26 protein-coding genes are annotated in these 22,562 nt (G+C 41.8%); 10 read left to right on the plus strand and 16 right to left on the minus strand.

Annotated features, from left to right (window positions below; genetic code table 11):
- Positions 1–85 precede the first annotated feature (85 nt).
- Together nadD and LC608_RS12885 are read left to right on the plus strand one after the other, a co-directional pair.
- On the plus strand, positions 86–712 hold the full coding sequence (gene nadD, locus LC608_RS12880; protein ID WP_229553927.1) for a nicotinate (nicotinamide) nucleotide adenylyltransferase: 627 nt from the start codon (positions 86–88) through the stop codon (positions 710–712).
- A 116-nt stretch (positions 713–828) separates the two neighbouring features.
- Positions 829–1,842 (plus strand): type I glyceraldehyde-3-phosphate dehydrogenase, encoded by a 1,014-nt coding sequence (locus LC608_RS12885; RefSeq protein WP_229553928.1) that lies wholly within the window; start codon positions 829–831, stop codon positions 1,840–1,842.
- A 68-nt stretch (positions 1,843–1,910) separates the two neighbouring features.
- Here LC608_RS12885 and thiL read toward each other — a convergent pair whose 3' ends face one another.
- The gene (gene thiL / locus LC608_RS12890) at positions 1,911–2,933 is read right to left on the minus strand and encodes a thiamine-phosphate kinase (protein WP_229553929.1); all 1,023 of its coding nucleotides are present in this window, start codon (positions 2,931–2,933) and stop codon (positions 1,911–1,913) included.
- 89 nt (positions 2,934–3,022) lie between these two features.
- On the opposite strand from thiL, the gene LC608_RS12895 reads away from it, so the two are divergent.
- Entirely contained in the window at positions 3,023–3,610 is a 588-nt protein-coding gene (locus LC608_RS12895; RefSeq protein WP_229553930.1) for a Uma2 family endonuclease, read from the plus strand.
- A 38-nt stretch (positions 3,611–3,648) separates the two neighbouring features.
- Here the strand turns inward: LC608_RS12895 and LC608_RS12900 are convergent, their stop codons facing one another.
- Positions 3,649–4,755 (minus strand): peptidylprolyl isomerase, encoded by a 1,107-nt coding sequence (locus LC608_RS12900; RefSeq protein WP_229553931.1) that lies wholly within the window; start codon positions 4,753–4,755, stop codon positions 3,649–3,651.
- A gap of 187 nt (positions 4,756–4,942) precedes the next feature.
- On the opposite strand from LC608_RS12900, the gene efp reads away from it, so the two are divergent.
- The 3 genes from efp to LC608_RS12915 all read left to right on the plus strand — a co-directional run bounded on the left by efp (position 4,943) and on the right by LC608_RS12915 (position 6,590).
- A complete protein-coding gene (gene efp / locus LC608_RS12905) occupies positions 4,943–5,500 on the plus strand; it encodes an elongation factor P (RefSeq protein ID WP_196523208.1) in 558 nt (185 codons plus the stop codon).
- A 109-nt stretch (positions 5,501–5,609) separates the two neighbouring features.
- Positions 5,610–6,167: an acetyl-CoA carboxylase biotin carboxyl carrier protein gene (accB, locus tag LC608_RS12910; RefSeq protein ID WP_229553932.1), complete on the plus strand. Its 558-nt coding sequence runs from the start codon at positions 5,610–5,612 to the stop codon at positions 6,165–6,167.
- 75 nt (positions 6,168–6,242) lie between these two features.
- The gene (locus LC608_RS12915; protein ID WP_100900476.1) at positions 6,243–6,590 is read left to right on the plus strand and encodes a metalloregulator ArsR/SmtB family transcription factor; all 348 of its coding nucleotides are present in this window, start codon (positions 6,243–6,245) and stop codon (positions 6,588–6,590) included.
- Positions 6,591–6,672: 82 nt separating this feature from the next.
- Here LC608_RS12915 and LC608_RS12920 read toward each other — a convergent pair whose 3' ends face one another.
- Together LC608_RS12920 and LC608_RS12925 are read right to left on the minus strand one after the other, a co-directional pair.
- Entirely contained in the window at positions 6,673–7,284 is a 612-nt protein-coding gene (locus LC608_RS12920) for a GerMN domain-containing protein (protein ID WP_229553933.1), read from the minus strand.
- Positions 7,285–7,579: 295 nt separating this feature from the next.
- Positions 7,580–9,394 (minus strand): proline--tRNA ligase, encoded by a 1,815-nt coding sequence (locus tag LC608_RS12925; protein ID WP_229553934.1) that lies wholly within the window; start codon positions 9,392–9,394, stop codon positions 7,580–7,582.
- A 202-nt stretch (positions 9,395–9,596) separates the two neighbouring features.
- Between LC608_RS12925 and LC608_RS12930 the strand changes: the two genes are divergently transcribed.
- The 3 genes from LC608_RS12930 to LC608_RS37265 are packed head-to-tail and all read left to right on the plus strand — an operon-like array spanning position 9,597 to position 11,245.
- A complete protein-coding gene (locus LC608_RS12930; protein WP_229553935.1) occupies positions 9,597–10,979 on the plus strand; it encodes a 1-acyl-sn-glycerol-3-phosphate acyltransferase in 1,383 nt (460 codons plus the stop codon).
- Between the two features lie 15 nt (positions 10,980–10,994).
- A complete protein-coding gene (locus LC608_RS37525; protein WP_374108395.1) occupies positions 10,995–11,084 on the plus strand; it encodes a hypothetical protein in 90 nt (29 codons plus the stop codon).
- Between the two features lie 23 nt (positions 11,085–11,107).
- Positions 11,108–11,245 carry a hypothetical protein gene (locus tag LC608_RS37265; protein WP_308189866.1) on the plus strand — a complete coding sequence of 46 codons (138 nt, stop codon included), beginning with the start codon at positions 11,108–11,110 and terminating at the stop codon, positions 11,243–11,245.
- A 39-nt stretch (positions 11,246–11,284) separates the two neighbouring features.
- Here LC608_RS37265 and LC608_RS12940 read toward each other — a convergent pair whose 3' ends face one another.
- From LC608_RS12940 to cysE, 9 genes are all read right to left on the minus strand, one after another.
- Positions 11,285–11,860 carry a Uma2 family endonuclease gene (locus LC608_RS12940; RefSeq protein WP_229553936.1) on the minus strand — a complete coding sequence of 192 codons (576 nt, stop codon included), beginning with the start codon at positions 11,858–11,860 and terminating at the stop codon, positions 11,285–11,287.
- Positions 11,861–11,911: 51 nt separating this feature from the next.
- Positions 11,912–13,075, minus strand: a complete 1,164-nt coding sequence (locus LC608_RS12945) for a PD-(D/E)XK nuclease family protein (protein ID WP_229553937.1) — start codon at positions 13,073–13,075, stop codon at positions 11,912–11,914.
- A gap of 253 nt (positions 13,076–13,328) precedes the next feature.
- A complete protein-coding gene (locus tag LC608_RS12950) occupies positions 13,329–13,871 on the minus strand; it encodes a (2Fe-2S) ferredoxin domain-containing protein (RefSeq protein WP_229553938.1) in 543 nt (180 codons plus the stop codon).
- Between the two features lie 117 nt (positions 13,872–13,988).
- Positions 13,989–14,192: a putative nitrogen fixation protein NifT gene (nifT, locus tag LC608_RS12955; RefSeq protein WP_100900485.1), complete on the minus strand. Its 204-nt coding sequence runs from the start codon at positions 14,190–14,192 to the stop codon at positions 13,989–13,991.
- Positions 14,167–14,454: a nitrogen fixation protein NifZ gene (locus tag LC608_RS12960; RefSeq protein WP_229553939.1), complete on the minus strand. Its 288-nt coding sequence runs from the start codon at positions 14,452–14,454 to the stop codon at positions 14,167–14,169. Before LC608_RS12960 ends, nifT begins: the two co-directional genes overlap by 26 nt.
- Positions 14,444–15,574, minus strand: coding sequence for a homocitrate synthase (gene nifV, locus LC608_RS12965; RefSeq protein ID WP_229553940.1), 1,131 nt, complete (start codon positions 15,572–15,574; stop codon positions 14,444–14,446). The genes LC608_RS12960 and nifV overlap by 11 nt, the downstream gene beginning before the upstream one ends.
- A 373-nt stretch (positions 15,575–15,947) precedes the next feature.
- Positions 15,948–16,145 carry a DUF2949 domain-containing protein gene (locus tag LC608_RS12970; RefSeq protein WP_100900487.1) on the minus strand — a complete coding sequence of 66 codons (198 nt, stop codon included), beginning with the start codon at positions 16,143–16,145 and terminating at the stop codon, positions 15,948–15,950.
- A 307-nt stretch (positions 16,146–16,452) separates the two neighbouring features.
- Entirely contained in the window at positions 16,453–16,683 is a 231-nt protein-coding gene (locus LC608_RS12975; protein WP_229553941.1) for an Asr1405/Asl0597 family protein, read from the minus strand.
- An 87-nt stretch (positions 16,684–16,770) separates the two neighbouring features.
- The gene (gene cysE, locus LC608_RS12980) at positions 16,771–17,511 is read right to left on the minus strand and encodes a serine O-acetyltransferase (protein WP_229553942.1); all 741 of its coding nucleotides are present in this window, start codon (positions 17,509–17,511) and stop codon (positions 16,771–16,773) included.
- 938 nt (positions 17,512–18,449) lie between these two features.
- On the opposite strand from cysE, the gene LC608_RS12985 reads away from it, so the two are divergent.
- On the plus strand, positions 18,450–19,796 hold the full coding sequence (locus LC608_RS12985; RefSeq protein ID WP_229553943.1) for an NAD(P)/FAD-dependent oxidoreductase: 1,347 nt from the start codon (positions 18,450–18,452) through the stop codon (positions 19,794–19,796).
- A 921-nt stretch (positions 19,797–20,717) separates the two neighbouring features.
- Here LC608_RS12985 and LC608_RS12990 read toward each other — a convergent pair.
- From LC608_RS12990 to LC608_RS13000, 3 genes are all read right to left on the minus strand, one after another.
- Positions 20,718–21,194, minus strand: coding sequence for a hypothetical protein (locus tag LC608_RS12990; protein WP_229553944.1), 477 nt, complete (start codon positions 21,192–21,194; stop codon positions 20,718–20,720).
- A 199-nt stretch (positions 21,195–21,393) separates the two neighbouring features.
- Positions 21,394–21,624, minus strand: a complete 231-nt coding sequence (locus tag LC608_RS12995; RefSeq protein WP_229553945.1) for a hypothetical protein — start codon at positions 21,622–21,624, stop codon at positions 21,394–21,396.
- 15 nt (positions 21,625–21,639) lie between these two features.
- On the minus strand, positions 21,640–22,562 hold a 923-nt coding region (locus tag LC608_RS13000; protein WP_229553946.1), incomplete at its 5' end, for a HEAT repeat domain-containing protein.

A 22,562-nucleotide genomic window follows, 5' to 3' on the forward strand; every position in this document is an offset into this window, starting at 1 on the left:
GCATCCAGTCTAGGCATGAATTGACTACAATAGTACATTGGTAATGAAACTATTTTTCAATTGCATAAAATCCACGCATAACTGGATGGAGCAACTAGCAATTTTTGGTGGCACATTTGATCCAATTCATTGCGGACACCTGCTCGTAGCCGAGAGAGCTTTGCATCAAGTATCCCTTGAAAAGGTAATTTGGGTGCCATCCCTAAATCCTCCGCACAAACAAGCAGCTTTGTTTGAGCATCGTGTGGGAATGCTGCAATTAGCCATAGAAGATAACCCAGCGTTTACTGTCTCATTAGTGGAGACAAATCGCTCTGGGACTTCCTATGCCATTAACACCCTGATAGACTTATCTGCTTCTTACCCAAATACTCACTGGTACTGGATCGTAGGCTTGGATACTTTCCAAACTTTACCCCGTTGGTACCGTGGACACGAACTAGCACAAATGTGTGATTGGTTAATAGCACCCCGAGTGCTAGGTGGTGAGACTATAACTCAAAGCAAATTAATCTGCAAGCAGGTGGAGCAACAACTGAGGGAGCAGTTAATTACCATTCAGTGGCAACTCTTAGATATACCTTTAGTAGGAGTTTCGTCAAGTATAATTCGCAAATTTTGCCGCAAACGCCAATCAATTCGTTATTTAGTCCCGGAATCGGTTAGATCATATATCACTAACAACAATCTCTACTCGAACAAATCTGAATAAATTATGTGTTTTTTTATTGATCTAACACTTTATCGTTAAAAGTGCCCCCCCCCTTTGCGATATGATTGGGGTCAACGATATCAACATATAAGCATAAATACAGAGGGCAAGACACTGTGATTAGAGTTGCAATCAACGGTTTCGGGCGGATTGGACGTAACTTTGCACGCTGCTGGGTGGGTAGAGAGAATAGTCAAATCGACCTTGTGGCCATTAATGACACATCAGACCCTAGAACCAATGCTCATCTGCTGAAGTATGACTCGATGCTAGGGAAGATCAAGGGTGCTGAGATTAGTGCCGATGATAACTCTATCATCGTTAACGGTAAGACCATTAAGTGCGTGTCCGATCGCAACCCAGAAAACTTGCCCTGGAAAGAGTGGGGAATTGACCTAATTATCGAAGCAACCGGGGTATTTACTAGCAAAGAAGGAGCGCTCAAGCATGTAAATGCTGGAGCCAAGAAAGTTCTGATTACCGCTCCTGGTAAAAACGAGGATGGCACTTTTGTCGTTGGTGTGAATCATCACGACTATGACCACAACAAACACCACATTATCAGTAACGCTAGCTGTACTACCAACTGCTTGGCACCAATCGCCAAGGTGTTGAATGATAAGTTCGGCATCATCAAAGGCACGATGACCACCACCCACAGTTATACAGGTGACCAGCGCTTGCTAGACGCTTCTCACCGGGATTTGCGACGGGCCAGAGCAGCAGCGATAAACATTGTACCCACCTCTACTGGTGCAGCAAAAGCAGTGGCGCTGGTTATCCCAGACCTCAAAGGCAAGCTAAATGGTGTTGCCTTGCGCGTACCTACCCCGAACGTCTCAATGGTAGATTTCGTTGTTCAGGTTGAGAAGCGTACTATTACTGAAGAAGTTAACCAAGCTCTCAAAGATGCTTCCGAAGGGCCACTCAAAGGCATTTTGGACTATAGCCAACTAGAACTGGTATCTTCCGATTATCAAGGTAGTGATGCTTCTTCGATTGTTGATGCTAGCTTGACTTTGGTTATGGGCAATGACCTTGTAAAAGTTATGGCGTGGTATGACAACGAGTGGGGTTATAGCCAACGAGTTTTGGATTTGGCAGAATTAGTAGCCGCAAAGTGGCAATAATTTGTTATTAGTCATAAGTCATTAGTCGTTGGTCATTAGAAAAATAACAAAGGACAAATGACAAAGGACTATTGACCAAAATGTTGAAATCCCTGGCTAAGACTTAGAACTTGGTCAGGGAATTTTTTTTGTTGGTCGTGCAATACTACTGTTGATCCCGAAGTAATGCTGCCTACGATCGCAGCACCTTGACCAAGATGTTGGACTAAAACTGATGCTGACTTTTGTGGTAAGCACAGCACTAATTCAAAATCTTCGCCACCATATAGAGCATATTCCAGCGCTTGCTCTTGTGTCAGCCAATGGTTAAAAGTTTTTGGTATAGGAATTTCTCTTCGTTCTAGCACAGCGCCAACACCACTGGCGCGGCAAATTTGAATAATCGCATCTGCCAAACCATCGCTGCTATCCATACCAGCAGGCGGGAGTTGGGAATCAGAAGTTAAAATTTTCCAGAGGATTGGTAAGACATCTAATCGTGGCTGTGGGCGTTGGTGGGCGCAGATTAAAGCCATCTTTTCTTCGTCGTTGAGGTCTTGTCCTAATTCGGGATGTAAGAGCAGTTCTAAGCCAGCTTTTGAGGCTCCATGAACGCCTGTAACAACGATCGCATCTCCCACAACAGCAGCAGAACGGCGGATAATTTGATCGGGGTAAACTTGACCAAAAGCAGTAATTGCCAGAGTAGTCACAGGCGATCGCACCACATCACCCCCGACAATTGAGGTATTGTATTTTTGCAGGCATTCTGTCATTCCCTGGTATAGCCGCTCAACCCAACTTACCCTAACTTCACCGGGTAGCCCCAACCCGACGGTAATTCCCAATGGGGAAGCACCCATTGCTGCTAAATCTGATAAATTGGCAGCAGCAGCCCGCCAACCAGCATCTTCTGGGGAAGTGGTTACATTGCTAAAATGCACGCCATCAATCAGCACATCTGTTGTCACTACTAAAGATTGACCTGGTGCAGTCACCAGCACTGCTGCATCATCGCCGATCATTTCTGGAGGACAAAAGCGCTGCAATTTTTTTAAAAGACCTTGTTCACCAATGTCTTTTACTTGTTGAGAAGATAACTCACTGTTCACAATCGGTTTTTCGTGTTGCAAAATTACGAAGAAAACTGATGATTTGTTTTAGTGTTTAAGATAAGGGTATCGTCTAGGAGTCAGTTGGGATGGTAACAACACCAGTAACCAGCATCACATTTGAGGAGTACTTAACCTATGATGATGACAACGGTTTACATTATGAATTGGTGGATGGCAAGCTAGAGCTAATGAACCCACCAACTATTGAACATTTTCTGATTGTCGATTTTTTGGATACTGCCTTGAAAGCAGAAATCAAACGTTGTAATTCTACTTGGCTGAGTTTTCGGGAAAGTGGGGTGAGAACGGGTAGAAATAAATCTAGGTTGACTGATTTGTGTGTAGTGACAGTGGAACAAGCCAGAGAATTGTTGAATGCCTCAGCAGTATTTGAGTCACCGCCGTTACTAATTGTCGAGGTGGTTAGTCCTGAGTCGGTGAAACGGGACTATCGCCATAAGCGATCTGAATATGCGGCCTTAGAGGTTCCTGAATATTGGATTGTAGATCCTCTAGAAGGGAAGATTACAGTGTTATTACTGGAAGATGGATTTTACGAAGAAACAGTTTTTACTGCTAATCAGCAAATTGTATCACGGACTTTTCCAGAATTAGCGATCACTGTTGATCAAGTGTTCACCGCCGGGAATCTGAATCAGGGGAGACGCGATTAATCGCGTCTGTACAGGAATTTTTCTCCCCTACTCTCTTCTTACGCTGCTTGCGGCTCAACCAGATTTTCTATTCCTTGAACGACTGTTGCCGATTCAATTTTGTCACCCGCCTTCAGTTTATCCAAAACTTCTTTGCCTTCGGTGAGATAGCCAAAAACGGAATAGCGACCATCTAATAGGTTGCGTCCGGCGGGGGTGAGTTCTGGTTCAAAGAGGAAGAAGAAGAATTGTGAAGATCCACCATTCACTTCACTTTCGGGACGAGCCATCACCACTGCACCAAAGGCAGAAAAAGGTAGAACTGGCATATCAACGTAACGACCAGCTTCTTCTAGAGTAATGCCATAAGTAGGTGCTTTATCACCCTGAACTAAGACTTCTAAGGGAATAGAGCGATATTTACCTGTGTTTGGATCAATGAAACCCACGTCTTTACCTTCTGGATCTCCAGTTTGTAGAAAGTAAGATTCTTCAGAACGGGTAAATTCTAAGCTATTATAAAAACCCCTCTGCACCAAATCTACAAAATTACCGGCAGTGACAGGGGCACTATAACCGTCTACTACCAGGGTCAAATCGCCTTTGTTAGTTTTGATTTCTACTGTGGCACGACCTTTAAGTTGTGGTAGGTTGCTGTATTGGGCAGGCACTTCAAAGGGGAATTCTTTCACCATTGACTCTTCTAACCCAGTAACGAGATTCAGAAGTTTGCCTCTCTCTTCCAAAATTTGTTCTTTATCTTTACTCTTCGCCAATTCTTCCAGTTTTCCCACCCCAGATTTCAACTCGGTAATCCAAGCTTCGGCTTGGGGTTGGCGTTCTTGGGGAACGCTTGTTAAGATTTGGGAGGGTTTATCGAGAATGCGGGATGCTTTGCTGATGTCCTTGGAAATAGCACTCCACCGCCGATTTGCCCGCAGTTGGGCAGAGATGTCCTCTAAACTGGCTTGTAGTTGCCGTACAGGTTTGTTATCTATCGGGAGTGCATACCGCAACAAAGCCTTACCGTCGGTAATTGCATTGCCGGATGGCAGTGCGGCGCTACTGGAGGGAGTCCACCCAGCTGTAGTTATGCCTAAAAATATTGTTACCAGCAGTATTGCCATTAGGCTGTTCTTCAGCCAGGATTTTAATAAGTTAAGCATGGGATAACTCAAATGCAGCATTAAATTGTTGACTGGACGTAACCCATCAATAATCTTCCCACGTTAAGGGCGGAGGATAAATGACTAATGACTAATGACAAATGACTAATGACTAATGACAAATGCCCAATGACGACCCTAGAAGGGTACAATAAATGCCGATTGTCTTCCAAAATTTGAAAGTTTCATGATATCCAGTAACGACTTTCGACCCGGTGTTTCAATTGTATTAGATGGGTCTGTATGGCGAGTGCTTGAATTCCTACACGTCAAGCCAGGCAAAGGTTCCGCCTTTGTCCGAACTAAGTTAAAAAATGTCCAAAGTGGCAGCGTGATGGAAAAAACGTTCCGAGCCGGGGAAACATTGCCGCAAGCCACGCTAGAAAAAAGCACGATGCAGCATACCTATAAAGAGGGCGATGAGTTCGTCTTTATGGATATGGAAACCTACGAAGAAGGCAGATTGACCCGCGCACAAATTGGCGATCGCGTCAAATACCTGAAGGAAGGTATGGAAGCTGAAGTTATTAAGTGGGGTGACCAGGTGCTGGGAGTAGAATTGCCTAAGTCTGTGGTTCTGGAAATTATACAAACAGATCCAGGTTTAAAAGGTGACACTGCTACCGGTGGCTCAAAACCCGCGACTCTGGAAACTGGTGCAGTTGTGATGGTTCCTTTGTTTATTTCCCAAGGAGAACGCATCAAAGTTGATACCCAGGAAGATAAATATATCAGCAGGGAATAACTTTCATCTCTACGGAGATGCTTGTTCCCGATGGAAATCCCTACATAGGGATTTAATCCCTGCCACACTTAAGATGCTAATTTACGGATAGGTCGAGGTAATAAAAACTGTGCCATTGGACTTTAATGAAATCCGCCAACTTCTGGCAACTATCGCCCAAACAGATATTGCAGAAGTGACGCTCAAAAGCGATGATTTTGAACTAACAGTCCGTAAGGCTGTGAGCGTCAGCAATCAGATGTTGTCGGTAGGTCAAGCGACCTTCGGCGGTGTGGTGGGTTCTGGCTCGACATCGAGTTTATCTGGGGGAAACCAGGTGAACACTAGTCAGGTAACGGAGGTGTCCACATCTCGTGTGTTTGAGAATACTGGTACTAGCACACAATTGCAGTTGTCAGTAAATCCCCCCTCAACCCTTGACCAGAGATTAGTAGAAGTGCCTTCCCCAATGGTGGGAACGTTTTATCGCGCTCCTGCACCTGGGGAAGCGGCATTTGTGGAAGTGGGCGATCGCGTCCGCAAGGGTCAAACTGTCTGTATCATTGAAGCGATGAAGCTGATGAATGAAATCGAAGCCGAAGTCTCTGGACAGGTGATGGAAATTCTTCTCCAAAATGGCGACGCTGTAGAATATGGTCAACCTTTGATGCGAATTAACCCTGATTAAGTATTAATCTATATATGAAATGAGTCATCCTAAATGAGTCATCGTTAAAACTTCAGTCCTTGCTGGTTAATCCTGATGAAACAAACGTTGCCTTTACCGCCAGAAGTGGTGCAACAAGTAGCTGAATACTTCAGTCTGTTAAGTGAGCCGATGCGCCTGCGGCTGCTCCACTTATTACGGGATGAAGAAAAATGCGTGCAAGAGTTGGTAGAGGCAACACAGACTTCTCAGGCAAATGTATCAAAACACCTGAAGGTAATGTGGCAAGCAGGTATCCTTAGCCGCCGCAGTGAAGGAACTTGCGCCTATTACCGGGTGGAAGATGAAATGATTTTTGATTTGTGTAATCGGGTTTGCGATCGCCTTGCCACAAGGTTAGAACAGCAAGCCCGTAATTTTCGTGTGTTAAATAGCAAACGGTAATTCTAAGAAAGTTATGAGTTATGAGTTAAAACTTCTCACTTCTGCACAGACGCGATTAATCGCGTCTCTACTCCTAACTTTTTTAAAGGGGATAGTTTTTATCAAAGCTTTCACGAGTTAGTGGCTGTTGTAACTCTACACCCTCACCACCTAATACATCCAACGGTTTGCCGTTCACGTCAATGTACACTTTGGCTTTGGGATTTAAAGTTGTCGCAGTATAAACAACTTGTCCTACGCGGCCCATCATTGATGTGCTTCCACCACCACTGGTAAAATCTTCAGATAAATTAACGTGAACTTCGTCATTTTCCGCCTTCAGCCCCAGAAGTTTGGTTCCTTTAGGGATGGTTGTGGAATCTGTCCCTTCTGTTGGGCCTGCTAACAAACTTTGAAAAGCTGCTTCTAAAGGCTGGTTGGCTCGGATAGAAGCGACTCTAACAGGCTGGGGGACTAAAGTAACATTTTTGTCCGTTGGTTTTAGCCAATAAACGTTAGGGGTTTGCTCATTAGCTGGCTGCCTAGTTGATGGCTGTGCTGGCTGTTCGATGCGCCCAGACGGGTTTGATGGTATGGGTGTATTGTTGGATTGGGAAGTAAACCAAGCCACACCGCCACCCACCGCTACAACCACTGCTGACACGGCTGCAATTGCGCCTGAAGAAATACGATTAGATCCTTGTTGGCCTTTCATGTTCAAAACCTTCCTGACTGAGGGCTGATATAGTAGTTATTGAGGAGCAGCCTGGTTAAGGACGATACTTATAACTGAAGAGTTTCCTGCTACCTGGAGGAGGCTATTATTTTTAATTCTGCAAGTCCCTGATTCAATTTTAGAATTTATATTTCTAATTCGTCACCTGCCAAATTATGTAAATATCATTCTTTTTGGAGATGATTGAAGATTAAATTTATAACGCAGAGGAACGCTGAGTAAAACGCAGAGGAACGCAAAGTAAAGTATTGATTCCTCTGCGTAAATTTTGTGTTTAATTTTTTACCTGAGTAGCGGCGGTAATCCACTTATGAAGTGTAGTTGTAACTTCCTCTATGACAATTTCTTGAGAGTTGCGGGTTGCTCTTTCTACAACTTCGACTTTGCCATTAGCGATCGCTCGTCCGGTTACAATTCTATAAGGTATGCCTATCAAGTCAGCATCTTTAAATTTCACTCCAGCCCGTTCATCGCGGTCATCTAGTAGGGTTTCAATTCCTGCTTGATTGAGTTCTGTGTAAAGTTTTTGGGCGATTTCGATTTGTTGAGCATCCTTAATGTTAGGAATTGTGACGATCGCGTGGTAGGGTGCGATCGCAACTGGCCAAATAATCCCATCTTTATCGTAAGATTGCTCTACGGCAGCTTGTGCCAATCGTGACACACCCACGCCAAAACAACCCATAAATAGCGGCTTTTCTTCACCCTGTTCATTGGTATAAGTTGCTCCCATCGCTTGGGAATATTTAGTACCTAATTGGAAGATGTGACCTGCTTCAATTCCACGGGCGCTCAAGAGAGTTTGTTCTGGATTGTGGATGGCGCGATCGCCTGGTCTTGCTTTCCGTATATCTACTACTTGCTTTGGTGCTGTAAATTGCTCATCCCAATTAGCACCAACTACGTGATAACCAGCTTCATTCGCGCCTGTAACAAAATTTTTTAAATCAACGGCTGTTTGATCCACTAAGCGCAAAAACTTGGGATGGATCTGTTTATTGGCGGTAATATACTCATCTGCGATATCTGGCGCAATGTAGCCTAAAGGTAGAGATTTAGCTGTCCATGCTTGCTGGGCTTCTACATTTGGTACATTCAAACTAATAATAGTTTTAGCGCCATACTCAGGAGCTAATTTAGTCAATTCATTTTGCAATTTGACTTCATTAACTTCCTGATCGCCTCGGATGCTCACCAAAACTAACACCGTTATACCATTATCATAAACTGTCTGATAAAGGACATTTTTCACTAATTGAGTGGGAGAACAGTTGAGGAGTTGACAGACCTTTTCAATCGTTTCTGTTCCAGGTGTATCCCGTTTCTCGTAGGTTGTAAACCGTGAGGTTTCGGCGTCAATTGGTAAAGAAACAGCTTTTTCTACGTTAGCGGCGTATTTACCATCCTCAGTGTAGAGAACTTCGTCTTCACCAGCTTCTGCCAAAACCATAAATTCTGTGGAACCAGAACCGCCAATTGCACCAGAATCAGCTTCCACTGCCCGAAAAGCTAAACCAGAACGTCGCAGAATATTGCTGTAGGCTTTATACATATCCTGATAAGTTTCTTTAAGGCTGGCTTCATCGGTATGGAAAGAGTAGCCGTCCTTCATGATAAATTCCCGTCCGCGCATTAAACCAAAGCGGGGACGAATTTCATCGCGGAATTTGGTTTGAATTTGGTAGAGATGCAGGGGTAGTTGGCGATAAGAGCGAATCATATCACGAGCGATCGCTGTGATTACTTCTTCATGAGTTGGGCCTAATCCTAATTGTTGTTCACGGCGGTCAATTAGGGAAAACATGATCCCCTCAGCTTTAGTGTAAGTGTCCCAGCGTCCCGATTCCTTCCATAAATCAGCTGGTTGTAATTGTGGCAAAAGACATTCTTGTGCGCCTGTAGCGTTCATTTCTTCCCGCACAATCTGGGAAACTTTTTGCAGTACCCGCCACATTAAAGGCAAATAAGCATAAAGACCACTACCGATGCGACGAATGTAGCCTGCACGGAGTAATAATTTATGGCTAGGAATCTCAGCATCAGCCGGATCATCCCGGAGTGTAACGAATAACATTTGTGACAGTCGCATCGTTTATAGCCTTTCTTTGATCACTAATTTCTATGTCAACTAAAGTATGAAGTATTAAGGATGAAGTACAAAGTACACAGCGTTATTTATTTTTCATTTTTACTTGTAAGCATAGGGCATTGGTTATTTTCCCTCATCTTCCTCATTCCCCATTCCCCACTCCCTACTCCCCACTCCCCATTTCCTTTAGGAGAAAACTACTTTGGCAGAAGTAATTTATCAAGCACAGCCACCCTTAGAATTTATTCCTCCAGCGTTTAACCCCTTAGTTCTACGATTTGTCCATCTGTTGCTACCCAGTTGGATAAACTGGCAAACACCTATTACCCAGATTGAAGCAGACAACGTAGAGGTTTTAGTGGATCTTTATCGCCAGTTTCAGGAGGGTAAGATCCGTTTTATGCTGGCATTTCGCCATCCTAAAACAGACGATCCGTTTTGTTTGGCCTACTTGCTGTCTCAACTCGTGCCAAAGGTAGCACGATCGCAAGGTACAGCGCTACAACTTCCAATTCACGCTCATTTTATCTACGATCGCGGCATTCCTCTATGGGCAGGTTCCTACGTCGGCTGGATTGCTTCTCGTTTAGGTGGTACTCCGATTCAGCGAGGTAAGGCTGACTGGACAGGGTTACGTTCGGCGCGTGACTTGTTCGCCAATGGGAAATTTCCGATGGCTGCTGCGCCAGAGGGTGCTACCAATGGTTTATCAGAGAATATTAGCCCCCTAGAACCTGGTATTGCCCAATTAGGCTTTTGGTGTGCTGAAGATTTGCACAAAGCTGGACGCGACCAACAGGTTCTAATTGTACCAGTTGGGATTAAATATAGTTACGTTGATCCTCCTTGGGATGCGATCGCTAATCTTTTAAGTGAATTGGAAGCGGCTAGTGGTTTACCTGTGAATGAAGCAAAAAACGCTTCTATAGAGTCGCTTTATCCCCGGATGTTGACTTTGGCAGAACATTTACTTTCGCTTATGGAAAAATTTTACACGCGTTTTTATCATCTAAAGCTGCCAGATATCAAAACAGTAGTAGGAGAAATTGAAGATAGAAATGAAGCGTTAGCAGAGCGTTTGCAAGCTTTATTAAATGCGGCACTACTAATATCAGAGCAGTATTTTTATTTGCAGTCAAAAGGTACTTTAAGTGACCGTTGTCGGCGTGTAGAACAAGCTGGGTGGAATTATATATTTAGAGAAGATTTTAAGGATGTAAAAGGAATATCTGCTGTAGAGAAAGCTTTAGGCGATCGCGTTGCTGAAGAAGCAAATGCGCGGATGTGGCACATGCGTTTAGTAGAAAGCTTTGTGGCTGTTTCTGGTAATTATATTCGTGAGAAACCGACGGTAGAAAGGTTTGCTGAGACGACTTTAATTTTATGGCAAATGATTGCTAAAATAAAAGGCGATAAAGGTGTACAGCGTCCACAATTGGGTCAGCAAAAAGTAAAAATTACTGTAGGCGAACCTATATCTATTTCTGAGCATTACCCAGCGTATAAAGAAAACCGTTTGGCTGCTAGACAAGCTGTTGCTGATGTAACTAATGATTTACAACACGCCTTGGAAAGTTTGATTTAAAAAGTAATATGAGGAATGATTATGAACAATATTACAATATCTAATCTTGATGATGACATCAAATATCGCCTAGAGAAACGAGCAGAAAAACATGGTCGTTCCTAGAAGAAGCCAAAAAAATTCTTTGTATGGCTCTAATACAAAATCACGAACAGCCCTTAAACTTAGCTAATATGATTGAGCAGCGTTTTGCGAATTTGGGAGACTTGGAATTACCAGAAATTCCTAAAGAACCTATTCGTACAATATCAACGTTTGAAGAATAGACCCGCAGTTGCTTTTTCTTAGACTTAGCGCCTTATATCTTAACCTGGAAACACCTTAAATAAATCTACAACTAAATCAGGAAAATAGGGCAGATTAACTGATTCATTTGGCAGATAAATAAACTTGCGACGATAGCCAAATTTAACTTGCAAAGTTTGATAAGGTTCGCTGTAGCACTCAAGATAATTATCTACTAAATTAAATATCCAATAATCAGAGATACCTGCTTCTGCATAAATAGGTAGCTTTTCCTCTTGGTCATATTTTAAAGATGAATCGGCAATCTCAATTAAGAGTAAAATATCAGATGGGCTGGGATAATTTGCTAGATAGTCATCATCTCTATTTTTTGCAATTACTCTATCTGGTTCAGGCTCACTGTTGTTAGACAAAGTAATTGGTTGTTGTCCTCGCAAGGTTGCGCGATCGCTTACTAGCTTATATAATTCTCTCTCTAGGCGTGTTTTACAAACAGAGTGCGGTGTACCTTTTGCTGCCATCTGGATTATTTCACCCTTAATTAGCTCAACTCGTTCATTCTCCTCAAAGAAGCCGAGTTCAGCTAGACGGTGATATTCAGCTATAGTAAAGCGTTTAGCAGTGGTAAGGCTCATAACAACTACGAGAATGCAGAGTTATTTTTATTTTAATATAGCTGTAGCTGATTAAACTCCACCGATAGAAGTTGATAAGATATCTTGATCTTCTTCTTTATCAGCTTCTGTAGTTGCTTCTATACTTACACCCTTCCAAGGAAAATCAAAATATTGTTCCTGAACCGTTTTTAATTCCTTTATTGACTCTTGGAAAAATAATTTAATAGCAGATAACTGGTCTTTTTCAGATAAAAACTCTTGTAAGCTTTTGCGATAAAATATACCTGACCATGCTGGTAAAACTTTTAAATTACTAGGAGTCCATAGATTGGGTTTATCGTTAATTATTTTTTGCATAGATTCAATAATTTTTGGGCGTTGTGCAAACTTATGAGAAACCTGCAAAAATATACCTAAATATGGATAATCAGTTAAATTACTTGGATTTAAATCGAAGTATCCAAGACCACACCAGAAGTCCCATGTGGAGGGAGAAAAGTGAGTGTAAATAATATATCTCTCGTCCCATTTCCATTGAGTCCTACTTGCTGCACCTTTGATAACACCTCCAAAACTTGCAATAAATTTAGCTTGAACTTCCTCATTAAGAGTTGATTCCATGAGATTGAGAGTTTTGTTAAAATTCACCATTGTCAATAAGTCAACCGATGAAAATTGATTAGTGTGAGACATTCCATTTTTCCTCATGAAGATTAATATTTCTTGTACTAAGATATCAGTCGCATATTGTTGTAAGTAGGCATAAAATTGATGCCACCTCAATTGATAAAAACTTACTTTTGGCTCTAAATTAAATGCTGGAGTTTTGATTTCTTCTTTTGAGTCATAATCACGGGTGATATAAATTAAAATTCGATGTCTGATATTTGGTAAATTACTCAAGATATCAGCATATTTTTTTAAAGCATTATTTCCATCCTTAGCGCCAATTTTTGATTCAATAAATATTACATCTGTGCTTAAACCAGTTGAAAGTTCAACTACAATGTCCAATCTACTATCTTCAGTATGCCTTTCCAGTCCTTTGTGTTCTTGTTGGGTTGAAATCTTGATGCTGGAATAATTATCATCACTAATGATTGAGTGATGTTTTAGCCAACCAAGTAAAATATCATTATTCAGGGACAGAAAATAAGCAACAATCTCAGTAAAAAAATCTTCGCGCGGTTTGCTCGGCGAATGCAGATTGAGTAAATTTGTGAACAAAGACATTTATTTTTAAGTATTTAAGGTAATTCCAGAAAAGTTATACACAATAACTAAGCTTGTAGTCCTGATGGAACAAGACTACTGGAAATTTTTATAAGTTCTGTTTGTATTTGGTATTACTAACGTTGCAGCAGTTATAACTTAGCCGATCGCAGTTTGACAAGGGTGCTATATAGACGATACTTACAACAAATAGGGGTAAAATTTTTACCCCTACAAACTTGCGTATTATTTTAAGAATAGCTAGAGAAGATTATTACTCTGTTAAGTGACTTTCTAGCAAAGTTGCGATCGCTTCTGGATGAATATTCTTGTATTTCTTTTTACCAAGGTGTAAAACACAGTTGGGAGCGCTGCTACAGCATTTTTGGCAACTTGTATGTTCAATGGTAACTTTGTCTAACAAACCGCGATCGCACAAAGTTTTTTCTAATTCTGATAATAAGCCTTTACCACCACGCTTGAGGCAACCGCCCTTTTGACATACCATAATCCTCGCTTTGATTTGAGGTGGTAAATCTTGCTTTGGACACGCATCAATTGGTGTCACTCGATAGGCTTTAATTTTAATTTTACTTGTGCGCGAATCTACCTCACTATGACCACAAACGCGAACTTGCTGTCCAGGAACTAAGGATGAACTTAGTAAACGGCGTAAATCTTTAGGCAGTTTAATTTCCACATTTCCAGATGGAACCGCCAATTGCAAATATTTATATTTTCCTGGTTCACCACCAACAAAACCTAGTAACTGTCCCTCAAGGTTCAATTTTGATAACGTCAAATACTTGTCACCCATGATTGATAAAAAGTTAGGAGTGAGGAATTAGGAGTTAAAAGTGAGGAGTTAGGAGTGAGGAATTAGGAGTTAAATATTTATAACTCTTAACTCATAACTCTTAACTCCTAACTATTTTTATGCGAGGCGTTTAGCTTCTACTGTTTGAGGTAAATTTGCTGTGTCTGGCAAATCACGAAATTCCAATTCCCAACCATTTGCTAGGGTGAGAACCTTGCCATCATTTCCATCGGTTTGTTTGACGACTTCTTCTTCAAGGTCTTTTTTAGCAACGTAAACTACTAAAGTACCGGCATCATTCATCCGTAGCATTACTTTCATGAGATTCCTCAACAGATTCTAGTTCTTTTTTCATACAGCCAACGACGAACCCTGTTTCCAAGAAATGCACAGCATAAATATAGGAAGTCTGCAAATATGTGCCTATACTCGCTATATAGCCGATATCCCCTTTGTTTACTAAAACTTGCCCAACTTCTTTACCAGGAAAAGTACCATCGTTCTTAAGCAGTTTCCGAACTCTGACTTTTTGACCAATTTCAAAAGCAGGTGGCAAGTTTAGCTCTAATTCATCACGTTGCATGAGAGTACCTCTGTTCTCTGACCAAATTCAATAGTTCTTCTGTCGTCAAACTGCGTTTTTTCTGTACCGATTGGTGGCGCACTGCATTTAAAACAGTCTGCGTTTCTTGGGAGTTCAAGAAAATTCCATGCTGTTCTAGCAAGTTTGCAACCAAATGCCGTCCAGAATGTTTACCTACTACTAAACGTCGTTCCCAACCTACTTCTTCGGGAGCAAATGGTTCGTAAGTGATGGGGTTTTGCATTACTCCGTGAGCATGGATGCCAGATTCGTGAGCAAAGGTATTTTCGCCAACGATCGCTTTCCAGGGTGGTACACTTGCACCTGATGCGGCTGCAACTAGTTGAGACAGTTCCAGCAAGTTGGGAGTGTTGATGCCCAAATCAACGCCGTAGATGCGTTTGATCGCCATGACAACTTCTTCTAAAGCTGCATTTCCCGCCCTTTCACCTAATCCATTAACTGTGGTATTCACTGATAAGGCTCCGGCTTTGATACCCGCAAGTGCGTTGGCAGTTGCCAAACCAAAATCATTGTGGGTGTGGATTTCTAGGGGAATCATCAAAGCTGAAACCAGCCGTTTGACCTTAGTGTAGGTGCTGAAAGGGTCGAGAACTCCTACAGTGTCGCAGAAGCGGAACCGGGATGCACCCCATTCTTGAGCATAAAGCGCTACATCTAAAAGGAAGTTTTCATCAGCTCTTGAAGAATCTTCTCCGCCGACTGCTACCCAAAGACCTTGATCGACAGCGAAGCTAATACAGTCTTTAAGCTTTTGCAAACTGACTCGCCATTGACCGTGGAATTTGGCGGCGATTTGGATACCAGAGACGGGAATCGCAATATGCACCCGGTTGAGTCCGCAAGCGATAGAAGCCTTAATATCTGAGATGACGGCGCGGTTCCAGCCCAGGAGTTTTGCTTGTAAACCCAAGTTAGAAATTGCGGCGATCGCACGGGTTTCTTCGTCACCCATTGCCGGTATACCGACTTCTAATTCGGGTATACCAATGGCATCAAGAAACTTAGCGATCGCAACTTTTTCCTCTAAGGTAAAAGCAACACCTGCTGCTTGTTCGCCATCACGTAATGTTGTGTCATTAATTATGATTTGATTCATTGCAAATATCCCTCTCTTGGAAGTATTCTTAATAACCTTTCTCTCTACAATTCCCAGCGATGGCAAATGCTAAAAATATCACAATTCATAATGTAGGATACATGATCCTTAATTATTGACCGATTATCAGCTTCACATCTGTATGGCAGGGAACTAAAAGCATGTATAATTTACTATTCGTTTTTACCGATGTCAGTTGTAATTTCTTCGATTAGCAATGAACTGATATAGCTATTAGCAAATCCTGAACAAAGTAAAACACAGAATCCAGCAATTAAGGATGTAATCATCTTAGTAACCTCAGTTTTTTTTAGCGCATTGGTGTGTAATTTAGGCAGGTAATGGTACTCAAAGCTAAAGCGTTCAAATGAAGCTAACTTTGTTCTGCTAGCCAGTCAAAAATCTTTCCTAGCTGCTCCAAGTCAACGAAACCATACTGCCAGAGGAGCATCGGTAGTGGCCCATTTTCTAATTCACGGTGTCGCAGAGCTACAGCAATATCGGCATTTGAAAGTTCAAGTTCATTGTGCAAAAAATTGAGTAGTTTTATATCTCTGTTCCGAGTCGCCATAATTGATTGAACTTTCAATTTCTTAATTTTGAAAAGAATTAAAAATCAGAAATCCCCAGTCTTGTTTGGTAATTTCGCCTTTTTAATTGTCATTACTTGTCAGGAAAATTTTAGATTTAGCAGACTGGACAAAATCTAAAACTTGGTTAATCTCCATCAGTCTGCAACAAATTTTTCTATAACACAGTAACTTCAACTTCTAAACCTTGAATAGGTTTATGCATCTATGGACAAAGAGGATGAAATGCAATGCTTGTGTCATGAATTCAGGATTAGTGTTGCTTGGGTTAGGACTTTCAGAGATAGTTCATTTCTCATGACTGTAAAGCCAACAACGCTCTAGCCACTCTAATAATTCTTGACGAGAAGCAAGAAATTGCATAACTATACTGCGAATCAATATCGCTTCGAGCAAATTATTTACTTGCACTCGTAAAGAACCATCGGGGGGACAGGAACTCTTAATTTTTAACTCTTGCAAACGGTGGTAGATTCGCCAGCGATCGCTCAAAGGAATCTGCAAAACGTGATTTGTCATTTGTCCTTTGTCCTTTGTCGGTTGTCATTTGTCGGTTGTCAGTTGTCAGTTGTCATTTGTCCTTTGCTAATGACTAATGACCAATGACTAATGACTCTTGACTTTTAAAGTTTGCAGTTGTTTTTCGAGTTCTTCAATGCGCGAGAGCAAAGAACGAATCACGGTTGCTTCCACATCGGGTAGCTTTCCATGTTCTAAAGGAGAAAGGCTAGGGTTTTGATTTTGGGAAATAATTCTACCGGGAATTCCCACGACTGTGCGATCGCTGGGGACATTTTGCAAGACAACCGAACCTGCGCCAATACGGACGCGATCGCCAATTTGCAAATTACCCAAAACTTTCGCACCCGCACCGATGACTGCATTTTTACCCACTGTGGGATGACGCTTACCAGTTTCTTTACCAGTTCCGCCAAGGGTGACGCCCTGATAAATCAGCGTGTAGTCCCCTACGATCGCAGTTTCGCCAATCACAACACCCATTCCGTGGTCGATAAACACGCCCTGACCAATCTCTGCACCTGGGTGAATTTCAATTCCTGTTAAAAATCGCCCCAAATGAGAAATTAAGCGGGGGATAAAACTCACTCCTCGACAATGTAACCAGTGAGCAAGACGATGCAAACATAGCGCGTGCAATCCAGGGTAGCAAAACACCACTTCTAGCCAATTACGTGCTGCTGGATCGCGCTCAAAAATAATGCGAAAATCACTCAATAATGGCTCAAGAAAAACGCCAGAGAGAAAATTTTTCAGCATGGATGTATGGGCAGAATCCTGCGTTTTGGTAGTCTGGCAATCGCTAATACTATCTAAAGACTGTTGCATCGGTAATGTCTATCTGGTAAAAGAGCCATCTGCTATTTTTATGCTTATATCAGGTGACTTCCAACTCGATACAAAACTCAATGCTGATTGGATTTATTGAATTGATTAAGGTTGTACTCAAACCCTGAAACTCGTACCCCAAGATAAACTTAAAATTTATCTTGGGGTACGGGTGCTAGTGTTTAACGATGGGGGTACTAGTATTTTTGGGGCAGGGGTTAAGAATTTCTATGCTCGCTACAAGAAACTTTACCTGCAAGCCTTTGCTAAGATTTAGTCAAGATATTTTGCAATATATTAAGCTGTACTCAGATGCACTCAAATATGAGTTTGATGAGGCTACGAATGGATTTTCTGTATATGCTACTACTATTAATATAGTATTATTTTCTTAGGCGAAAGACAGATTTCTTTATTTTCTTTTAGGATTTCCTGTCTGTATGTATATATACGTTTCAAAATATAGTTATCGCTCATAGTGAATATCTTATTATATAGATGTGTTGAAGGAAAACATTGTACTTTTGCAAAGATAGGAATCCGATTTGATTACTGAATCATTCGAGTAAAACAACAGGGGTTTTGGGGGTGCATCCCAGTTTTTATTTTCCAATGAGAGAATAACTATCATTGCGACCGCGAGTGCGTCTCGTAGAGATGAGGAACGCTTCACTTCTTTTCGCTTGCAATGATATGCAAAAAAGTGGGATGTTTCCTTTTCCTTGGGCAGTAAATTATAGAATGGACAAAAGTACCTATCAAATGGCGAAGTGTGCCAAATCTTTGCTGAAGCCAACCCGGAACTGAAGGGTAAGAACTAACTTTGACTACTTTTAGTATTTTTTCAATTGTTCTAAATAAACAGCAACCTCTATCATAATGCTGTTACATCTTTGTTAAGAATAGTTACAAGCTCTTAACACAAGGAAATATTGATTATGGCAGTCTCACTGGAGAATAATGCACCACATCAGGTTGTTATCGTTGGTGGTGGTTTTGGTGGATTGTATGCAGCAAAGGCTTTGAATGCAGCGAATGTAAATGTTACTCTCATTGATAAACGCAACTTTCACCTATTTCAGCCGCTTTTATATCAAGTTGCCACAGGTACGCTATCACCTTCTGATATTTCTGCACCATTGCGATCTGTATTTAGCAAAAGTAAGAATACAAAGGTGTTGTTGGGAGAAGTAAATAAAATTGATCCAAAAGCACAACAAGTTATTTTGGGTGATGAAGTAGTACCGTATGATACATTAATTGTTGCTACAGGTGCGAACCATTCCTATTTTGGTAAAGATCACTGGGAAAAAGTTGCTCCTGGCTTGAAAACTGTGGAAGATGCGATAGAAATGCGTCGCCGGATATTTAGCGCATTTGAAGCAGCAGAAAAAGAAACTGATCCCGAAAAACGCCGGGCTTGGTTGAGTTTTGTGATTGTAGGGGGTGGCCCCACTGGTGTAGAATTAGCAGGTGCGATCGCGGAATTGGCATACAAAACTCTCAAAGAAGATTTCCGCAGCATCGACACCTCAGAAACGAAAATTTTACTATTACAAGGGGGCCCTCGCATCCTCCCACACATGGTGCCAGAATTATCCGCATCAGCAGCAGTATCTTTGCAAAAGTTGGGTATAGAACTCCACACTCACACCAGGGTGACAAATATTGAAGGTGATATTGTTACTTTCAAGCAAGACAATGAATTTACAGAAATTGCCTCAAAAACTATCTTGTGGGCAGCAGGTGTTCAAGGTTCCCCAATGGGGAAAGTCTTAGCAGAAACTACAGGTGTAGAGCGCGATTACTCTGGGCGTGTAATTGTAGAACCTGACTTGTCTATCGAGGGTTATGACAACATTTTCGTAATTGGAGATTTAGCCAACTTCTCCCATCAAGATGCTAAACCTTTACCAGGTGTCGCACCTGTAGCTAAACAACAAGGAGAGTATGTAGGTAAACTAATTCGACGACGCCTTCAAGGTAAGACTTTGCCACAATTTCATTACAACGATGTGGGTAGTTTGGCGATGATTGGGCAAAATTTAGCTGTTGTAGATTTAAGCTTAATCAAACTCACAGGTTTCATTGCTTGGGCATTTTGGCTATTAGTTCACATCTACTTCTTAATCGAGTTTGATACTAAATTACTAGTAGTATTTCAGTGGGCGTGGAATTATATCACTCGTAATCGTCGCTCTAGATTGATTACAGGCCGGGAAGCTTTTGTAGAACCAAAAACTGTTAATGATAGGGTGCAAGAGCCTTCTGCGACACCTCTGTAACTTCAGGTATCACAGCATTAGTCAACTATGGGATAAGAGGCTATTGGACTAATGAGTGGCGTGTAGTGGAAAATCTTGGACGAAGATTAGCTGTTCCACGAAAAGAATATGGGGATGATATACCGCCCTAAGCTATTTTGGCAATTTGGCATTTCATGACTTCGAGTTGCAGTTTAAATGGAGATATCAACACAACGGGACAGTAAAGAAGTTGTACGTGGGATAAGGTAAAACTTTCCGCTTCTGGTGTCCCAGCTATGCCAGTTGTCAAGTGAGTGCTGTAGAAATGCTCTACATAAATAATACAGCACTCACCAGAGTTCAGTTCCCGCTCTACAACTGGCTAGAAATCAACAAAACCAAATATAGTGGCACTGCGTTTCTATCCCGCCTCGGAATGAATTCCGAGTCTCATAGCTAAAGTCCACTAAGCGTGGACTAAATGATTAATTCAGTCCACTTAAGTGGACTTGGGCTATCAGCCCTGAACTTCAGTTCTGGGCGGGATATCGGTAAGTGTGACAGTTTCACTCTGACAAAAATGTGGGTAGAGAATTTTTTGACTTGTGTCTACACCCTAGTCTAAAAGGAGAGAGGCTTTAAATTTTACTCCCCTTCCCTACAAGGGAAGGGGCTGGGGGTTACGTCTGTATTGCACTTAACAGAAAAGCTCTATAATTGCTTCTGAGTCAATTAATGGAGTTCAAAGGCTCATTAATGGAGTTCAAAGGCTCATTAATGGAGTTCAAAGACTCATTAATGGAGTTCAAAGACTCATTAATGGAGTTCAAAGCCTCATTAATGGAGTTCAAAGACTCATTAATGGAGTTCAAAGCCTCATTAATGGAGTTCAAAGACTCATTAATGGAGTTCAAAGACTCATTAATGGAGTTCAAAGACTCATTAATGAGTATCAAAGACTCAAGAACCAGATGCAGCTTTAGTCGGTCTACCTTTGATAGCTTTAAAACGTTCACCCAACTGTTCAGCGACAGTTTTTAACCCTGGAGTCTTTTTCGATGCTGTCTTTACGTAGTCATAAACTGTTAAACTGCTAGTCATAGCTTCACTACCGACTGCCATTAGAGTATCATCTACCTGTTCGGCAAGTTGTTGCACTGAGATTAAAAGTTCAGTAAGTGTAGTGGCTAATTGATAATCCCGGACAAGTTCTTCAACGTCAAAAGTGGCTGGAAGAATTTCGCGGTTAGACTGAGCAGCAGTGACGCTATTGTTTACAAAAGCTAGGCTTTTATCGCCCATTTTTACCAACTTGCGCCGTTCTTCAGTGCTAAGAGTGACTAAAAAGGGCATCTTTTGTTGGATTTTTTGTAGCGCGGCTTTGATTTCTTGGATATCTTGTGGCGAAAGGGCGGCTGCAATATTTTGATAGGACATTGTATATTTACCTTTGGAGTTCTAATGATGAAGTAGCAATAGTTGCTAAGTATAGAATTCCCATTGGTAAGCGCGATCGCACATCATAACCTATTTATTTATCTGTTTTAGCGCCGATGCTGAGGGATACTGACCAAATGCAATTAAAGCTTGGTCTGCTGTAGCATAAATCTCCTCGGCTTTAGCGGATAACACAACGTTATACATCAGACCGAATTGTTCTCCAGTTTTTTACCCGACCTTCAGCAATATCTTTTTTACCTCTTTCAAAGGATTCAATAAATCCAGGGATATCAAGCAACTCTTGGGTAGCGTCTTCGCCCTCTTTATCTGCTAGATATGCTAAAAAGTCAGCAACCAGTTGTAGGCGTTCTGAAGATAATACATCTAGATATTGGTTAATTTGCTGACGAACTTCTGTGTTGTTCATATTTTTGCAACTCTTTTACTTCTCTAATTGTGCCAACTTCTTCTGAGCAAATTCCCGCACTTGCTCATCTGGGTCATTCTCTGCGCGATCGCGCAACAGTGTTAAAGTTTGGGGATGCTGAGAAAATTGCTTGATAATTATCTCCAGTGCAATACGCCGAGGATTCGGTTCATTGTTTTTCTTGCGCTCAAAGGAATCATCAACAGCGCAGTTGTAGTAAATGTCAAACAATTCAGGCTGATATTTAAAGTATTTAGCTAATTTTTGGACTGCTGCACCTTGCACATCATTGTCATCATCCTGGGTAGCGCGTTCTTTGAGGATGGATTTGGTGTCGGGGTCATCTTTGAAGTTCTTCGCTAATTCTTGGATTGCTGTACTTCGCACATACCAGTTATCATCTTGGGTAGCGCATTCTTTGAGGATGGATTTAGTGTCGGGGTCATCTTTATAGTTCTTGGCTAATTCTTCGACTACTGTTCTTCGCACCAAGTAGTCATCATCCTGGTTAGCGCATTGTTTGAGCCAGGTTTTAGTGTCAGGGTCATCTTTGAAGTTCTTGGCTAATTCTCGAACTGCTGCACTTCGCACAACCCGGTCATCATCCTGGTTAGCGCATTGTTTGAGCCAGGTTTTAGTGTCAGGGTCATCTTTGAAGTTATTCGCCAATTCTCGGACTGCTGTACTTCGTACAACCGAGTCATCATCATGGTTAGCGCGTTGTTTAAGCCAAGTTTTGGTGTCGGGGTCATCTTTAAAGTCCTTCGCTAATTGATGGACTGCTCCACTTCGCACAATCCGGTCATCATCTTGAGTAGCACGTTCTTTAAGCCAGGTTTTGGTGTCAGGGTCATCTTTGAAGTTCTTGGCTAATTCTTCGACTGCTGTTCTTCGCACAAACCAGTCATTATCCTGGGTAGCACGTTCTTTGAGCCAGG

The sequence above is a fragment of the Nostoc sp. XA010 genome (genome assembly GCF_020829625.1).
Taxonomy (GTDB): domain Bacteria; phylum Cyanobacteriota; class Cyanobacteriia; order Cyanobacteriales; family Nostocaceae; genus Nostoc.

What these genes read in the sequence shown, in the direction of transcription:
- nadD (WP_229553927.1), top strand. Translation starts at nt 86, where the DNA reads ATGGAGCAACTAGCAATTTTTGGTGGCACATTTGATCCAATTCATTGC.
- LC608_RS12895 (WP_229553930.1), top strand. Translation starts at nt 3,023, where the DNA reads ATGGTAACAACACCAGTAACCAGCATCACATTTGAGGAGTACTTAACC.
- LC608_RS12900 (WP_229553931.1), bottom strand. Translation starts at nt 4,755, where the DNA reads ATGCTTAACTTATTAAAATCCTGGCTGAAGAACAGCCTAATGGCAATA.
- efp (WP_196523208.1), top strand. Translation starts at nt 4,943, where the DNA reads ATGATATCCAGTAACGACTTTCGACCCGGTGTTTCAATTGTATTAGAT.
- LC608_RS12915 (WP_100900476.1), top strand. Translation starts at nt 6,243, where the DNA reads ATGAAACAAACGTTGCCTTTACCGCCAGAAGTGGTGCAACAAGTAGCT.
- LC608_RS12920 (WP_229553933.1), bottom strand. Translation starts at nt 7,284, where the DNA reads ATGAAAGGCCAACAAGGATCTAATCGTATTTCTTCAGGCGCAATTGCA.
- LC608_RS12925 (WP_229553934.1), bottom strand. Translation starts at nt 9,394, where the DNA reads ATGCGACTGTCACAAATGTTATTCGTTACACTCCGGGATGATCCGGCT.
- LC608_RS37525 (WP_374108395.1), top strand. Translation starts at nt 10,995, where the DNA reads ATGATTATGAACAATATTACAATATCTAATCTTGATGATGACATCAAA.
- LC608_RS37265 (WP_308189866.1), top strand. Translation starts at nt 11,108, where the DNA reads ATGGCTCTAATACAAAATCACGAACAGCCCTTAAACTTAGCTAATATG.
- LC608_RS12940 (WP_229553936.1), bottom strand. Translation starts at nt 11,860, where the DNA reads ATGAGCCTTACCACTGCTAAACGCTTTACTATAGCTGAATATCACCGT.
- LC608_RS12945 (WP_229553937.1), bottom strand. Translation starts at nt 13,075, where the DNA reads ATGTCTTTGTTCACAAATTTACTCAATCTGCATTCGCCGAGCAAACCG.
- LC608_RS12950 (WP_229553938.1), bottom strand. Translation starts at nt 13,871, where the DNA reads ATGGGTGACAAGTATTTGACGTTATCAAAATTGAACCTTGAGGGACAG.
- nifT (WP_100900485.1), bottom strand. Translation starts at nt 14,192, where the DNA reads ATGAAAGTAATGCTACGGATGAATGATGCCGGTACTTTAGTAGTTTAC.
- LC608_RS12960 (WP_229553939.1), bottom strand. Translation starts at nt 14,454, where the DNA reads ATGCAACGTGATGAATTAGAGCTAAACTTGCCACCTGCTTTTGAAATT.
- nifV (WP_229553940.1), bottom strand. Translation starts at nt 15,574, where the DNA reads ATGAATCAAATCATAATTAATGACACAACATTACGTGATGGCGAACAA.
- LC608_RS12970 (WP_100900487.1), bottom strand. Translation starts at nt 16,145, where the DNA reads ATGGCGACTCGGAACAGAGATATAAAACTACTCAATTTTTTGCACAAT.
- LC608_RS12975 (WP_229553941.1), bottom strand. Translation starts at nt 16,683, where the DNA reads ATGACAAATCACGTTTTGCAGATTCCTTTGAGCGATCGCTGGCGAATC.
- cysE (WP_229553942.1), bottom strand. Translation starts at nt 17,511, where the DNA reads ATGCAACAGTCTTTAGATAGTATTAGCGATTGCCAGACTACCAAAACG.
- LC608_RS12985 (WP_229553943.1), top strand. Translation starts at nt 18,450, where the DNA reads ATGGCAGTCTCACTGGAGAATAATGCACCACATCAGGTTGTTATCGTT.
- LC608_RS12990 (WP_229553944.1), bottom strand. Translation starts at nt 21,194, where the DNA reads ATGTCCTATCAAAATATTGCAGCCGCCCTTTCGCCACAAGATATCCAA.
- LC608_RS12995 (WP_229553945.1), bottom strand. Translation starts at nt 21,624, where the DNA reads ATGAACAACACAGAAGTTCGTCAGCAAATTAACCAATATCTAGATGTA.